15 protein-coding genes are annotated in these 13,243 nt (G+C 70.4%); 8 read left to right on the forward strand and 7 right to left on the reverse strand.

What is annotated here, in order from left to right; all coding sequences use genetic code 11:
• The first annotated feature begins 112 nt into the window (after positions 1-112).
• From G5B46_RS17455 to G5B46_RS17475, 5 genes are all read left to right on the forward strand, one after another.
• Positions 113-736, forward strand: coding sequence for a YceI family protein (locus G5B46_RS17455; RefSeq protein WP_165260786.1), 624 nt, complete (start codon positions 113-115; stop codon positions 734-736).
• 27 nt (positions 737-763) lie between these two features.
• On the forward strand, positions 764-2,107 hold the full coding sequence (locus tag G5B46_RS17460) for a YceI family protein (RefSeq protein ID WP_165260788.1): 1,344 nt from the start codon (positions 764-766) through the stop codon (positions 2,105-2,107).
• Positions 2,038-3,015 (forward strand): L-threonylcarbamoyladenylate synthase, encoded by a 978-nt coding sequence (locus G5B46_RS17465; RefSeq protein ID WP_165260790.1) that lies wholly within the window; start codon positions 2,038-2,040, stop codon positions 3,013-3,015. The genes G5B46_RS17460 and G5B46_RS17465 overlap by 70 nt, the downstream gene beginning before the upstream one ends.
• 63 nt (positions 3,016-3,078) lie before the next feature.
• Positions 3,079-3,591 (forward strand): hypothetical protein, encoded by a 513-nt coding sequence (locus G5B46_RS17470; RefSeq protein WP_165260792.1) that lies wholly within the window; start codon positions 3,079-3,081, stop codon positions 3,589-3,591.
• A 105-nt stretch (positions 3,592-3,696) separates the two neighbouring features.
• Complete coding sequence (locus G5B46_RS17475; RefSeq protein ID WP_165260794.1) at positions 3,697-4,275, forward strand: TetR/AcrR family transcriptional regulator; 579 nt, start codon at positions 3,697-3,699, stop codon at positions 4,273-4,275.
• Positions 4,276-4,279: 4 nt separating this feature from the next.
• On the opposite strand, the gene G5B46_RS17480 is transcribed toward G5B46_RS17475, so the two are convergent.
• From G5B46_RS17480 to G5B46_RS17510, 7 genes are all read right to left on the reverse strand, one after another.
• Positions 4,280-5,041: an ABC transporter permease gene (locus G5B46_RS17480; protein WP_165260796.1), complete on the reverse strand. Its 762-nt coding sequence runs from the start codon at positions 5,039-5,041 to the stop codon at positions 4,280-4,282.
• Positions 5,038-5,964, reverse strand: a complete 927-nt coding sequence (locus G5B46_RS17485) for an ABC transporter ATP-binding protein (protein WP_165260798.1) — start codon at positions 5,962-5,964, stop codon at positions 5,038-5,040. The genes G5B46_RS17480 and G5B46_RS17485 overlap by 4 nt, the downstream gene beginning before the upstream one ends.
• 79 nt (positions 5,965-6,043) lie before the next feature.
• Complete coding sequence (locus G5B46_RS17490) at positions 6,044-6,403, reverse strand: hypothetical protein (RefSeq protein ID WP_165260800.1); 360 nt, start codon at positions 6,401-6,403, stop codon at positions 6,044-6,046.
• Between the two features lie 117 nt (positions 6,404-6,520).
• Positions 6,521-8,377: an ATP-binding protein gene (locus G5B46_RS17495; protein ID WP_165260802.1), complete on the reverse strand. Its 1,857-nt coding sequence runs from the start codon at positions 8,375-8,377 to the stop codon at positions 6,521-6,523.
• A 169-nt stretch (positions 8,378-8,546) separates the two neighbouring features.
• Complete coding sequence (locus G5B46_RS17500; protein WP_165260804.1) at positions 8,547-9,011, reverse strand: NfeD family protein; 465 nt, start codon at positions 9,009-9,011, stop codon at positions 8,547-8,549.
• Between the two features lie 4 nt (positions 9,012-9,015).
• Positions 9,016-9,975, reverse strand: coding sequence for an SPFH domain-containing protein (locus G5B46_RS17505; protein ID WP_165260985.1), 960 nt, complete (start codon positions 9,973-9,975; stop codon positions 9,016-9,018).
• Between the two features lie 77 nt (positions 9,976-10,052).
• Entirely contained in the window at positions 10,053-10,499 is a 447-nt protein-coding gene (locus G5B46_RS17510; RefSeq protein WP_165260806.1) for a TIGR02301 family protein, read from the reverse strand.
• A 211-nt stretch (positions 10,500-10,710) separates the two neighbouring features.
• Between G5B46_RS17510 and G5B46_RS17515 the strand changes: the two genes are divergently transcribed.
• The 3 genes from G5B46_RS17515 (at position 10,711) to G5B46_RS17525 (ending at position 13,165) form a co-directional block, all read left to right on the forward strand.
• Entirely contained in the window at positions 10,711-10,920 is a 210-nt protein-coding gene (locus G5B46_RS17515; RefSeq protein WP_101711549.1) for a hypothetical protein, read from the forward strand.
• Between the two features lie 70 nt (positions 10,921-10,990).
• On the forward strand, positions 10,991-11,752 hold the full coding sequence (locus G5B46_RS17520) for a Crp/Fnr family transcriptional regulator (RefSeq protein WP_165260808.1): 762 nt from the start codon (positions 10,991-10,993) through the stop codon (positions 11,750-11,752).
• A gap of 276 nt (positions 11,753-12,028) precedes the next feature.
• Complete coding sequence (locus G5B46_RS17525; protein WP_165260810.1) at positions 12,029-13,165, forward strand: helix-turn-helix transcriptional regulator; 1,137 nt, start codon at positions 12,029-12,031, stop codon at positions 13,163-13,165.
• Positions 13,166-13,243 lie beyond the last annotated feature (78 nt).

Consider the following 13,243-nt stretch of genomic DNA (forward strand, 5'->3'; position numbering starts at 1 on the left):
TCGATCACGGCTTCGTGAGGAGACGCCCCTTCAACTCGACGGTGAAGTTCCTAAGTCGGGGTAATCAGCAACCGTCACTATGACAGTTTTGTCAGTTTGGAGATCTGAGACCATGGCTCGCCCCTTCGCCTACGCCATTCTGGCCGGCGCCCTTCTCGCCGCTCCGCTCGCGGCCCCGGTCGCCGCCCTGGCGCAACCGGCGACGGATCCCGCCGCCGCTCCGGCCGGGACCTGGGCTCTGGACAAGCGCCACGCCAGCCTGACCCTGCGCGTGAAGCACTTCGGCACCTCGAACTACACCTTCCGCCTGTCGGGCCTGGACGGCTCGTACAGCTTCGACCCGGCCAAGCCGCTCGACTCCAAGGTGTCGATCACCGTCGATCCGAAGTCGGTCGACACCGGCCTGCCGAACTTCAACAAGGAAATCTCGGACGATCCGAAGTTCTTCGACTCGGCCAAGTACCCGACCATCACCTTCGTCTCGACCAAGATCGAGCAGACCTCGGCGGGCAAGGGCAAGCTGACCGGCGACCTGACCTTCCGCGGCGTGACCAAGCCGGTGACCCTCGACGTCACCTACAACGGCTTCGCCAAGACCCCGTTCGGCTCGCAGATCATGGGCTTCTCGGCCACCGGCAAGATCAAGCGCTCGGAGTTCGGCTTCACCCACCTGGTGCCGATGGTCTCGGACGACGTCGACCTGGCGATCGAAGCCGAATTCAATCCGAAGAAGTAAGCGAAGTACCGAGTTAGGGACGGCCCAATGACCGCCGAGACGCTTTCAAAACCCGCCTCGGCGGCGGGTCCTTCCCGTTATTCGACGGTGGCGATCATCCTGCACTGGCTGATCGCCGCCGCTCTGATCTTCCAGGTGATCCTGGGCTGGCGGGCCGACGACGGCCCCAAGGGAGCCGAGACCTTCGCGCTCTTCCAGCTGCACAAGTCGATCGGCATCACCATCCTGGTGCTCAGCGTCGCGCGCCTGCTGTGGAAGCTGACCCACAAGTCGCCGCCGGCCCCGGCCGGCCAGCCGACCTGGGAGAAGCTGGCCGCCAGCGCCGTGCACGTCGGCTTCTACGTGATCATGATCGGCCTGCCCCTGACCGGCTGGATCATCGCCTCGACCAGCCGCATCAACATCCCGACCGTCCTCTACGGCGCCATCCCCTGGCCGCACCTGCCGGGCCTGCCCGAGCTCGCCGCCGGGGCCAAGGACGCCTGGAACGACTTCGGCCACATCGGCCACAGCGTGCTGGTGAAGTTCACCTACGTGCTCCTGGCCCTGCACCTGGGCGCGGTGGCCAAGCACCAGATCCTCGATCGCGACGAGGTGTTCGGCCACATGGCGGCCGGCGCCAAGCCGGGCCTCAAGGAGCCGCGCCTGTGGCTGGCCGCCGCCGGCTTCGCCGCCGTGGTCGCCGCCGGCTATCTCTACACGCCCGCCAAGGCCAAGGCGCCCCAGCCCGCGCCCGAGCAGAGCGCCGCCGACGAGCTGGCCCTGCCCGACGAGGCGCCCGCCGCTCCGGCCGCCGTCACGCCGGCCGCGCCCGCGACCGCCGAGCCGGCCAAGGCCGAAGAGGCCGCCCCGCCTGCCGACACCGCGCTCAAGGACCCCGTCGCCTGGGCCGTGCAGAAGGGCTCGCATCTCGACTTCAACCTGGCCTGGGCCGACACGCCCATCCAGGGCCGGTTCAGCCGCTGGACCGCCGACATCCTGTTCTCGCCCGAGGCGCTGGACCACTCGAAGCTGACCGTCAGCATCGACCTGGCCTCGGCCGGCACGGGCGACGGCCAGCGCGACGAGAGTCTGCAGGGGCCCGACTTCTTCAACACCTCGGCCAATCCCAAGGCGACCTTCACCGCGAGCAAGTTCCGCAAGACCGCCGAGGGCCGCTTCGTCGCCGACGGCACGCTGGACCTGCGCGGCGTGAAAAAGCCGCTCAGCCTGCCCTTCAGCCTGAAGATCGACGGCGACACGGCCACGGCGCGCGGTGTAACCACCGTCGACCGGACGGTGTTCGGGGTTGGACAGGGCGAATGGGCGTCGACGGATCAGATACCGGGCAAGATCAAGGTGAGCTTCGCCCTGACCGCCAAGAAGAAGTAGCCCGCGCAGCGGACGCGCTCGCCTCGGGCGGGCTCGTCCTGCTGCCCACCGAAACCGTCTACGGCCTCGGGGCGGACGCTTCCGACCCCGCGGCCGTGGCGGCGATCTTCGAGGCCAAGGGCCGTCCGCGCTTCAACCCGCTGATCGCCCACGTCGCCGATCTGGCCACCGCCGCCCGCATCGCCGCCTTCGACGAGCGGGCGCGGGCCCTGGCCGAGGCCTTCTGGCCCGGCCCCCTGACCATCGTCGCGCCGATCGCCGACGCTTCGGCCGTCTGCGATCTGGCCCGCGCCGGGCTGGAGACCGTGGCCATCCGCGTGCCCGGTCATCCGTTGGCCCGCGCCGTGCTGGCCGCGTTCGGCGGACCGGTGGTGGCCCCGTCGGCCAACCGCTCGGGCCGTCCCAGCCCCACCACCTTCGAAGACGCCCAGGCCGAGACCGGCGACAAGTGCGCCGCCGTGCTGGACGGCGGGCCGTGCCAGGTCGGCCTGGAATCCACCGTCGTGGCCGTGCTCGACGGTCCCGTGCGCCTGCTGCGGCCCGGCGCCGTCACCCGCGCCCAGCTGGAAGCGGTGGTCGGCCCGCTGGCTGAAGCCGATGACGACGCCAAGCGCTCGCCGGGGCGTCTGGCCCTGCACTACGCCCCCGACGCCCCGGTGCGGATCAACGCCGAGGCCCCGGGCACCGGCGAGGCCTATCTCGCCTTCGGCCCGTGGCCGCAGGGGGAGGGGGTGTTCAACCTCAGCCCGACGGGCGACCTGGCGCAGGCCGCGGCCAATCTGTTCTCCTACCTGCGCGCCGCCGACCGCACGGCGCCGACGGCCATCGCCGTGGCGCCGATCCCGGACGAGGGCCTGGGAGAGGCCATCAACGACCGCCTGCGCCGCGCGGCGGGGTTCGTGGGGTAGGCAAGACCGCTCGGCCGCGGCTAGGGTCGATCCGAATCTCTAGTCTGGGTTGATGGGGCGCGTATGGGGGGCAAGGAACCGGTCGAGACGGCCGCCGAGCAGGAGCTGGCGTGCTGGGGCTTGTGGCGCAGGCTGAAGAACGAGTTCCCGGCCTGGAGCTTCGTGCCGTCGTGGTTCTATTCGCCCGGCGCCTACGGCTATCTGGGCGTCGACTTCCTCAGCGGCTTTCGCCGCAACGGCTCGACCAGGCGCGCCTTCGCGCTGCTGGAAGGGATCGACGACAAGACCTTCGACGCCGTCGCCGCCCTGGCCGGGCTGAACGCTCGTCGTCAGGAACAGATGCTGCGGGCGGTGGTCATCACCTACCTGACGGTGCCGGTCTCGATCACGGCTCTGGTGGCCGAAATCATGGGCGACAACCTGGGCGCCTTCGTGCGCGCCAACACGGTCAACTGCCTGGGCCTGGCCCTGACCCTGGCGCTGGGCCCCCTGTCGTACCTGGTCAGCAACTGGCGGGCCCGCCAGATCGTCGGCGTGCTGGACCTGATCAGGATCGAGCGCGCCGCCCGCGCCTGATCTGGCCGGCGCAACGCATTTCACCACCCGCCAAACGCTTGTAGGATCGCCCCGCGCTCCGGCCGCGCCGGCGCGTGCGTGCGGAACGGCGTAGGGAGTGAGCGAGTGGAGCGAGAGCGGAAGGCTTCCACGCAGCGGCGAGACATCCTGATCGCCGCCACCGAGTGCGCCCAGAAGTCGGGCTTCCATTCCGCCACCATGGACCAGATCGCCCGCGGCGCGGGCTTGAGCGTCGGACAGGTCTATCGCCACTTCGAGAACAAGGACGCGATCATCGGCGCGGTGGCGCAGGCTAGGGCCCGCAAGGTGCTGGACCCGTTCGAGAACCACGCACAGGGCGAGCCGGTGCTGGAGACCCTGCTGCGCGACGCGTCCGCCGCCCTGCGCCAGGCGCGCGAGACCAAGGTGGCGGCCCTGGACCTGGAGATCCTGGCCGAGGCCGAGCGCAACCCCGTGGTCGCCGACGTGGTGCACCACGTCGAGACGGTCCAGCTGGAGCGCGGCGTCGAGGCCCTGGCGCCGTTCCGCAAGCCGGACTGGACCGACGACGACATGGTCGCCCGCATCGCCTTCCTGGGCCTGATCCTCGACGGCCTGCAGATGCGCGGCGCGCGCGGCTCCACCGCCAGTCCGGCGGCGATGGAGCGGGCCTATCGCGACATCATCGCCGCGCTGTTCGGCTAGGGCGTCAGTTCTTCAGGCGGTAGCCGGTCTTGAAGATCCAGCCGATGATCGCCAGGCACAGCACCAGCACGCCGCAGGTGGCCGCCAGACTCACGCCCACCCCGACGTCGGACGTGCCGAAGAAGCTCCAGCGGAAGCCGCTGACCAGGTAGACCACGGGGTTGAACAGCGACACGGTCCGCCAGGCGCCCGGCAGCATGTCGATCGAATAGAAGCTGCCGCCCAGGAAGGTCAGGGGCGTGATCACCAGCAGGGGAATGATCTGCAGCTTCTCGAAGCTGTCGGCCCAGATACCGATGATGAAGCCGAACAGGCTGAAGGTCACGGCCGTCAGCACCAGGAAGGCGATCATGAACAGCGGGTGGGCGATCTCGAAGGGTACGAACAGGCGGGCCGTAGCCAGGATGATCGCGCCCAGCATCAGGGACTTGGACGCCGCGGCGCCGACATAGCCCAGCACGATCTCGAACGGCGAGACCGGGGCCGACAGCACCTCGTAGATCGTGCCCGACCACTTGGGCATGTAGATGCCGAACGAAGCGTTCGACAGGCTCTCGGTCAGGATCGACAGCATGATCAGGCCCGGCACGATGAAGGCGCCGTAGGGCACGCCGTCGACGGCGGTCATGCGCGAGCCGATGGCCGCGCCGAACACCACGAAGTAGAGCGAGGTCGACAGCACCGGGGCGGCGATGCTCTGCAGCAGGGTGCGGAAGGTCCGCGCCATCTCGAAGCGATAGATGGCGGCGATGGCGTGCAGGTTCATGGCCGGTCCTTCACCAGGCTGACGAAGATCTCCTCGAGGGAGCTCTGGCGGGTGTTCAGGTCGGTGAAGTCGACGCCCTCGGCCGACAGGCGGCGCAGCAGCTGGGCGATGCCGGTCTCGGGCGCCTGGGCGTCGAAGCTGTAGACCAGCTCGTGGCCGTCGGCGGCCAGCTCCAGGGCGTAGTCCGACAGGCCCGGCGGCACGGCCTCCAGCGGCGCCTGCAGGTGCAGGGTCAGCTGCTTCTTGCCCAGCTTCTGCATCAGGGCGGCCTTGTCCTCGACCAGGATGATCTCGCCCTTGCGGATCACCCCCACCCGATCGGCCATCTCTTCGGCCTCCTCGATGTAGTGGGTGGTCAGGATGATGGTCACGCCGGTCTCGCGCAGCTTGCGGACCATCTCCCACATATCGCGGCGCAGCTCGACGTCGACGCCGGCGGTGGGCTCGTCGAGGAACAGGATCGACGGCTCGTGCGACAGGGCCTTGGCGATCATCACCCGCCGCTTCATGCCCCCCGACAGGGTCATGATCTTGGCGTCCTTCTTGTCCCACAGCGACAGGTCGCGAAGGATCTTTTCGATCAGCGCCGGGTTCGGGGGCTTGCCGAACAGGCCGCGGCTGAAGGTGACGGTGGCGATCACCGTCTCGAAGGCGTCGGTGGTCAACTCCTGCGGCACCAGGCCGATCTTGGTGCGGGCCGGGCGGTACTCGCGGGCGATGTCGTGGCCGTCGGCCAGGATCGTGCCGGTCGAGGGCCGCACGATGCCGCAGATGATGCTGATCAGCGTGGTCTTGCCCGCGCCGTTGGGGCCGAGCAGGGCGAAGATCTCGCCGCGATTGATGGTCAGGTCGACCTGCTTGAGGGCCTGGTGGCCCGAGGCGTAGGTCTTGGTCAGACCCGACACCGTGATGATGGGTTCCACCCGTTCGTTCCCTCTCGTGCGTGCGGTCCGCGCCCAGATGGGGGCGCGGGGCGGCAGGCGCCAGTGGCGCCCGGCGCGCCTATTTCGATCCCAGAGCGTCGACCAGGTGGCAAGACTTTCCGGCGCTCACGTTCTCCAGCCCGATCACGTCGAGGGCGTTGCCTTCGTGGCCCTGGATCTCGACATACTGGCCGATCACCTCGACATAGACCGGCGCCTTCAGCGTCTTGAGCTTCTCGCGCAGCTTGGCGACCGGCTGTTCCGGCTCGCCCTGGCGATCCCGCAGGAGGTAGCGGTTGGCGGCCAGGTCGCAGCGGACCAGGATCACCTCGTCCTTCCTGACCTCCAGCGTGCCGATGTAGAGGTCCTGGGCCGAGGCCGCGCCGGCGCTGGTCCCCAACAGAGCCGCGCCGACCAGCGCGCAAAGCGATCTTCTCATTCGGGTCCCGGCGACGCGACGCTGCAACGGCGACCAGGGCGGGGCGCGCGTCCCCGGTCCGCCCCGGTCAAGGTGGTGGGCCTAGCCTGTCGCCGCGCCCGGATCTGTCAGCAGTCGTCAGCGGGCGCGGCGGGCCGAGCGGAGCATGCGTCCAAGCTCGCCGATCGAATAGGGCTTCTGCAGCACCGGAAAGCCGTGGTGGACGTCGTCGGCCAGCACCTGGCTGTATCCGCTGGTCAGCACGACCGGCATGTCGGGCCAGCGGGCGTTGATCCGCCGGGCCAGCTCCAGGCCGCTGATGCCGGGCATGACCACGTCGGTGAAGACGTAGTCGAAGGCCTCGGCCCGCTCTTCCAGCACGGCGACGGCGCGCTGGCCGTTGGCGACCAGGCAGGTCTCGTAGCCCAGGTCCTCCAGCAGCTGGCGCGCGAAGTCGCCGACCTCGGCGTTGTCCTCGACGATCAGGATCGCGCCGCGCTCGTCGCCGGACGGCTCCACCGCCTCGCCCGCGTCGGCCTTGGCCGGGGCGTCCACCCGCGGCAGGTAGAGGGTGAAGGTCGAACCCTCGCCCTCGCGGCTCTCGACGTCCACGTCGCCGCCCGACTGCTTGGCGAACCCGAAGACCTGCGACAGGCCAAGGCCGGTGCCCTTGCCGACGTCCTTGGTGGTGAAGAACGGCTCGAAGATCTGCTCCAGCACCCGGGGCGACATGCCCGTGCCGGTGTCGGTGATCGAGACGGCGACGAACGGGCCCTCGTGGCCGCCGTGCCCCCGCATCGCAGGCAGCGACGCGACCTCGAAGGCGCGAATGACCAGGTCGCCTTCGCCGTTCATGGCGTCGCGCGCGTTCACCGCCATGTTGACCAGGGCGGTCTCGAACTGGCTGGCGTCGGCCTCGACGAAGCAGGCCGAGGGGCAGTGCTCGACGACCAGGCGGATACGACCGCCGACGACCGCGCCCAGCATGTCGGCGGTGCTGGCGATCCTGTCGCCGACGTGGAAGGTGGTCGGCCGCAGCGTCTGGCGGCGGGCGAAGGCCAGCAACTGCGCGGTCAGCTTGGCGGCGCGGTCGGCGGTGTCGGAGATCGCGTCGAGGTACCGGCCGCGCTTTTCCTCGGGCAGCGAGGGGCGGCGCAGCAGCTCGGCCGACGAGCGGATGACGGTCAGCAGGTTGTTGAAGTCGTGCGCCACGCCGCCGGTCAGCTGGCCGATCGCTTCCAGCTTCTGCATCTGGCGGACCTGGCTCTCGGCGGCCAGCAGGGCGTTGGTGCGCTGCTGGACGTGGGTTTCCAGGGTCTCGTTGAGGCTGCGCAGTTCGCCCTCGGCGGCGCGCAGGGCGGTGACGGTGTGGGCCAGTTCCTGCTCGCGCGCGCGCAGCGCCTCCTCGGCGATGGTCCGCTCCAGAAGGTCGGCCGCCTGCCGCGCCAGGATGTCGAGCAGGCGCAGGTCGCGTTCGGACGGGCGGTGGACCTTGCTCCAGTGGGTCGAGATCATGCCCAGAAGGCTGCCGTCGCGGGCGCGCAGGGGCGTGGTCTGGGCCGCGCGGATGCCAGTGCGCCGGAAGGCCTGCAGGTCCTCGGCGCCGGCGATCTCGTCCCAGGCCTCGTAGTCGGGGATGATCGCGCGGCGGCCCGAGCGCAGCGCCAGCGTGCAGCTGCTGTGGGCGGCCGGGCTGACCCACCGCCAGAAGGCGACGGCTTCGGGCGGCAGGCCGCGATGGCTGAGAAGCTGCAGCTCCCCGCCGTGGCCCGACGGGTCGCCCTGCGGGCACAGAAGCTGCATCGTGCCGAACTGCGAGCGGGTGATCGAGACCGCCGCGTCGACGATCTTGCCGTACAGCTCCACGCGGTCCTGCTCGCCGATCAGCTCCAGGCTGATGCCGTGCAGGAACTCGATGTCGGCGAAGTCGTCCGGCGGCGCGATCGCGCGCCTGCGGGCGGGTCGTGACGGTTCCGGATAGAAGACGTCGAGCATGGCCGTTCCTGTAAGCGCGGACGAGATAAAGCACAGCCTGGCCGCCCTGGTCGTCGGCTAGGCGACTTTGCGGCCATGCGACGCCCCCGCTTCGCGAAGAAGCTTCAGCACACGCAGCCCTCGTAACGCGCGAAACGGCGAAAGGCGCCGCCGGCCCGCGGACGAACCGTCAGCGGACCGTGAGCACCGCGCCGTGCACCCCGATCACCGAGACCCGCGTCCCGGTTTCCGGGGGCGCCTGGCCTTCGGTTTCACCCTCGGTCTGGGCGGCCCACTCCTTGCCGTCGACGAAGACCCGGCCGCGGCCGTTCTCGAAGGCGGCGACCACCTCGGCCGGGCGACCGAGCAGGCGCAGGGTGGGGTCGTTGAGGTCGGGATCTGGCCCGGCCAGGGCCGGCCGCAGGAAGCGGCGGGCGAAATAGGTGCTGGCGATGGTCAGCACGGCGAAGAGGGCGATCTCCACCGGCAGGCCCGTCGGCAGCAGCAGGGCCACGACCCCCACCGCCGCCGCCGAAGCGGCGGGCCACAGGAGCCAGCCGGTTCCGGTGCCCACCTCGATCGCCAGGAACACGGCCGCGGCCGACAGCCACAGCCAGAAGGGGTGGGCGACGTAGAAGTCGATCAGGCCGGTCATGGCCTCAGCCTCCCTTGCGCGGCGCGCTGGTCGGCACGGCCGCGGTGCGCACGGGCGGGGTGGCGTCCGGTCCGCCCAGCGAGCGGATCAGTTCGCCGACCCCGGCCACCGTGCCGGTGATGCCGGCGAAGTCGGCCGGCACGATCACGGTCTTGGCGTTGGGCGAGCGGGCGAGATCCCCGAACGCCTCGACGTATTTCTGGGCCACGAAGTAGTTGATGGCGTTGACGTCGCCGCGGGCGATGGCCTCCGACACGAAGGCGGTGGCCTTGGCCTCGGCCTCGGCTTCCCGCTCGCGGGCCTCGGCGTCGCGATAGGCGGCCTCGCGGCGGCCCTCGGCCTGCAGGATGGCCGACTGCTTGGCGCCCTCGGCGCGGGCGATCTGGGCCTGCTTCTCGCCCTCGGCCTCGGTGATGACGGCGCGGCGCTCGCGCTCGGCCTTCATCTGCCGGGCCATGGCGTTGGTGATGTCGGCCGGCGGGGTCAGGTCCTTGATCTCGATGCGGGCGACCTTGACGCCCCACGGGCCGGTGGCGTCGTCGATCGTCGCCAGCAGGCGCGAGTTGATGTGGTCGCGCTGGGAGAGCACCTCGTCCAGCTCCATCGAGCCGACCACGGTGCGCAGGTTGGTCTGGGCCAGCTGGGTGATGGCGTAGATCAGGTTGTCGACGCGATAGGCCGCGGCCGAGGCGTCCATCACCTGGATGAAGACGATGGCGTCGACGGTCACCGACACGTTGTCCTTGGTGATGACCTCCTGCTTGGGGACGTCGAGCACCTGCTCCATCATGTTCACCCGCCGGCCGATGGTCTCGACGAAGGGGGTCAGGATGCTGATGCCGGGCTTGAGCGTGCGGGTGTAGCGCCCGAAGCGCTCGACGGTGAACTCGCGGCCCTGGGGCACGATCTTGATGACGTTGACGACCAGCAGGATCGCCAGCACGAGCAGGACCAGGGGAACCAGATAAGCCGCCAAGAACGCCTCCCGAGAGGGCCGGCCCGGCGGCCTCGCCGCCAGTCGCCCGCGCCCATAGGAAGAATTTAGCGCGCGGCTCGCCCGTCCGCCACGGAATCCGGCGAAGCTTGCGCGGGGTCGTTGATCACCACCGTCTGCGACAGCTTGGAGGCGAGGGCGCGGCCGCGCTGGGCGGCCTGGCGCTCGGCCCGGCGGCTCTCGGGGCTGCAGCCCTCGGGATGGCCGGCCTGGCTGGCCGCGAAGCCGCCGTTGAAGCGGTCGCGCAGCTTGTCGGTGAAGGTCGTGTCGGCCGCCTCGACGTCGATCAGGCGCATCATCCGCGCGCGCCAGAACTGGTCGCCCGCGCCTTCGCAGGCCTGGCGCAGGGCGTGGCTCTGGCCCAGCGCCCAGGCCAGGTCGAGCAGGCGCTGACGATCGGCGGGCTCGCGCTCCTGGGCGTGGGCCGGCATGGCCAAGGGAGCGGTCAGCAGCAGGGCCGCCAGGGCCGGGACGAATGAGCGCGCGCGGAGCATGGGGCCATTATCGCCGCAAGGGCGTCGCCTGTCATCGCCGCGCCCGCGCCGGGCGAGCTTGGCCGTTTCATCCACAGCCGCGCTTGCCCTTTTGGAGTCGAAACTTCGACTCTTCAGGGCCTTGCTATCAACAAGGATCGGCGTCAGGCTGTGGATAAGTCAGGGGCGGCGAGAAACGACCACTCCGACAGCGCAGAAGGGAGGACGTGTCATGGCCGAAGTGCACTACGGCGTCGTCCAGGTGGGCGACCGGTGGACCATCATCGGTGACCAGCTCCGGTTCGGGGCCTACCGCAACCGCCACGAAGCCGAACGCGCCGCAGCCCGGCTGGCCGAGCAGGCGACGGGCCTTGGCCTGCCGGTGCGCATGCACCTGCAGGACGAAACCGGACAGCTGCACAGGCCCACCCTGCTGAGCTGAAGGCTTCACGCAACGAAAGGCGGCCTCCGCGCGCTTTAACGGTGAGCAAGCGCCGCCGTTGGATGCCGCCATGGCCGACTCCGCAGAACTGACCGACCGAGACGCCCGCGCCGAGCGGGTCACCCAGGCCTATGCCGGCAATCGCCTGCTGCTGGCCCTGCCCGACGAGGCGCGCGCCGCGCTGAAGACGGGCCTGTCCCTCACCGCCCTGGCGCGGGGCCAGGTGCTGTTCGACGTCGGCGAGGACGTGCGCAACACCTACCTGCCGTGCCGGCCGACCATGGTCGCCCTCCTGGTGGTCACCGCCGAGGGGCGCGAGGTCGAGGCCGCCACCGTCGGCTGGGAAGGCGCGCTGGGCGGCATCGTCAGCGGCGGGCTGAAACCCGCCTACGGCCGCGCGGTGGTGCAGGTGCCCGGGCCGGCCTTCGTGGTGCCGACCGCGCGGCTGGACGAGATGCGCCAGCGCTTTCCGGCCATGGGCGACCTCTTCACCCGCTACGCCGACGCCATGATCGCCCAGATGATGCAGTCGGTGGCCTGCAACGCGCTGCACACGATAGAGCAGCGCTGCTGCCGCTGGCTGCTGGCGGCCCACGACCGCTCGGGCGAGAACGTCGTGCGCCTGACCCAGGAGGCCCTGGCCGACATGATGGGCGTGCAGCGCACCACCGTCACCGCCGCGGCCAAGGTGCTGCAGGTCGACGGGATCATCCAGACCCGCCGCGGCCGGGTCGAGATCCTCGACCGCCGCAAGCTCGAACGCCGCGCCTGCGAATGCTACGGCCAGGTCGAGGCGCATTTCGGCCGGCTGCTGCCCGAGATCAAGGAGTAGGGGCGGCTCGCCCGAGGCTGCGAGCCTTACACTTCAAGGTCCCTGTCATCGTCATCCCGGCCGCAGCGAAGCGGAGAGCCGGGACCCAGGGGCCGACGCACCGCCGGTAGCCCCTGGGTCCCGGGTCTGCGGCCCGCTGCGCGGACCTTCGCCCGGGATGACGACCTTGTTGATGCGAGCATGGCTGATTCAAGCTGGCGGCCGCTCCTCCCGCGATTGCGCCGACCGGCGTTACGCGACACTCTCCGCGCCGTTTTCATTCGGGCGCGGGGGGACATGGCCGACACTGTGGTGCTGATCCTGGCCTCGGCGGCGGCCGGCGTGGGGCTGTTCGCCGCCGCGCAGCTGGGCGTGCGCCGCGACTGGCGCACGGCGCCCTCGACGGCCCTGGCGGTGTTCCTGCTGCTCAGCGCGCTGTCGGGCCTGGACCTGATGCTCGACCGCGCCGGCGCCTACGCCGCCGCGCCCTGGGCGACGGGGATCCTGTGGACCACGTCGCTGGGCCTGGGTCCGTCGATCCTGGCCTATGTGCTGGCCATGACCGGTGATCCGGAGCGGGGCTGGACCCTGAAGCGCATCGCGCGCATCGGCTGGCCGGCGGGGCTGGCCATGCTGCTGGTCCTGCCGTTCTTCCTGCTGCCGGTCTCGACCCGGCTGGCGGTCTATACCGGCCAGGGCGCGCAGGCCGATCCGCTGGCCGGACCGCTGCAGCTGGCCTTCGTGGCGCTGTTCCTGGCCGTGACCCTGGGCTATCTGGCCGCCGCCTTCGCGGTGCTGGGCCGCCACGTGCGGCGGGTGCGCGACCTCTTTTCCAACCTCGAGGATCGCACGCTCAGCTGGCTGCGGGCGCTGCTGCTGGTGATGCTGGCCGCCTGGCTTTGGGGCGCGGTGAAGTCGGCCCTGGCCGCCGGCGCGGCGCACGAGGGCTGGCTGGACGCGTCGGCCGCCGCCGTCGAACTGGCCTGGATCGTCGCCATCGGCCTCTTTGGCCTGTCGCAGAAGCCGATCTACACGCCCCAGACCGAGACGCCGCAGGTGCTGCCCGCGGCCGGCAAGTACGCCCGCTCGGCCCTGGCCGAACCTCGCCAGGTCGAGATCGCCGCCCGCCTGGAGCAGGCCATGCGCGCCCAGGGCCTATATCGCGATCCGCTGCTGTCGCTCAGCGGCCTGGCGGGGCGCATCGGCGTCACGCCCAACCATCTGTCGCAGGTGCTCAACGAGCACCTGGGCCAGAGCTTCTTCGACTACGTCAACCGCTGGCGGGTCGAGGAGGCGGTGGCGCGCATCGGCGCCTCCGACGAGCCGATCCTGGCCATCGCCTACGAGGTCGGCTTCAACTCGCGCTCGACCTTCAACGCCGCGGTGAAGAAGCACGCCGGCCGGCCGCCCAGCGCCTTCCGCCCGGCCGCCTGACCGCGCCAGCCGAACGTCGCCCGCCATGTCCTGACCGGCAGGATCGGACGCCTTTGCGCTCCGGGCCTGCCCGTTCGG

The organism is Caulobacter sp. 602-2 (assembly GCF_011043625.1).
GTDB lineage: Bacteria > Pseudomonadota > Alphaproteobacteria > Caulobacterales > Caulobacteraceae > Caulobacter.